This window comes from Kitasatospora sp. NPDC093558 (assembly GCF_040683475.1).
Lineage (GTDB): Bacteria > Actinomycetota > Actinomycetes > Streptomycetales > Streptomycetaceae > Kitasatospora.
This window is the reverse complement of record NZ_JBFBDY010001213.1, coordinates 1-1,332: the sequence shown is the minus strand read 5'-3', so window position 1 is coordinate 1,332 and position 1,332 is coordinate 1. Positions and strand designations below refer to the sequence as shown.

1 protein-coding gene is annotated in these 1,332 nt (G+C 74.9%); it reads right to left on the bottom strand.

Going from position 1 to position 1,332, the window contains the following annotated elements; translation table 11 throughout:
• Positions 1–25: 25 nt before the first annotated feature.
• Positions 26–1,332, bottom strand: a 1,307-nt coding sequence (locus AB0O00_RS39830) for a phospho-sugar mutase (RefSeq protein ID WP_363659552.1), incomplete at its 5' end; no start/stop codon positions are given.

Sequence of the window (1,332 nt, the reverse complement as noted above, 5' to 3'; positions counted from 1 at the left end):
GGCCCCTTCCGTTCCGGGCCGGCGGTCAGATGCCCGCGGCCACGGCCAGGTCGCGCTTGACGGCGTCGAGCAGCTCGCCGGCCCGCACCCGGGCGGCGGCCAGGTCGGCGGCGGAGGCGACCGGGAGGACGACCTCCAGGTAGCACTTCAGCTTGGGCTCGGTGCCCGACGGCCGGACGACGATCCGCGCGGAGCGGACGGCCTCGCCGGCCAGGTAGTAGCGCAGCCCGTCGGTCGGCGGCAGTTCGGCGGAGCCGGCGGTGAGGTCGTCGGCCCGGGTGACGTTCAGCCCGGCAAGGACGGTCGGCGGCTGCTCGCGCAGGCGGGTCATCGCGGCGCCGATCAGCGACAGGTCCTGCACGCGGACGGAGAGCTGGTCGGTGGCGTGCAGGCCGTGCTCCAGCGCCAGGTCGTCCAGCAGGTCGCTCAGCGTGCGGCCGGACTTCTTGAGGGTCGCGGCCAGCTCGGCGACCAGCAGGGCGGCGGTGATGCCGTCCTTGTCGCGGACGCCCTCGGGGTCGACGCAGTAGCCGAGCGCCTCCTCGTAGCCGTAGCGCAGGCCCTCGGCGCGGGAGAGCCACTTGAAGCCGGTGAGCGTCTCGGTGTACCCGAGGCCGGCCGCCTCGGCGATCCGGCCGAGCAGGGTGGCGGAGACGATCGTGGTGGCGAAGGTGCCTTCGGCCTTCTTGGCGACCAGGGCCGAGCCGAGCAGCGCGCCGACCTCGTCGCCGCGCAGCATCCGCCAGCCGGAGGTGCCGTTGCCGCTGCCGGCCGCGTTGCCGTTGACCGGGACGGCCACCGCGCAGCGGTCGGCGTCCGGGTCGTTGGCGATGACGATGTCCGGGCCGGCCTCGGCGGCGGTGCGGAAGGCGAGGTCCATCGCCCCCGGCTCCTCCGGGTTGGGGAAGGCCACGGTCGGGAAGTCCGGGTCGGGCTCGGCCTGCTCGGCGACCACGGTGGGCGCGCTGAAGCCGGCCTTGCGGAAGGCGGCGAGCAGGGTGTCGCGGCCGACGCCGTGCATCGGGGTGTAGACGACGTCGAGCTCGCGCGGGCTGTGCTCGTCGACGATCGACGCGGCGCGAGCCAGGTACGCCTCGACGACGTCCTCGCCGAGCACCTCCCAGCCGTCCTCGGCGCGCGGGACGTCGTCCAGCGAGCCGATCGCGTCGATCTCGGCGGCGATGCCGGCGTCGGCCGGCGGGACGATCTGCGAGCCGTCGCCCAGGTAGACCTTGTAGCCGTTGTCCTGCGGCGGGTTGTGGCTCGCGGTGACGGTGACGCCGGCGGCGGCGCCCAGGTGGCGGATCGCGAAGGCGAGCACCGGGGTGGGCA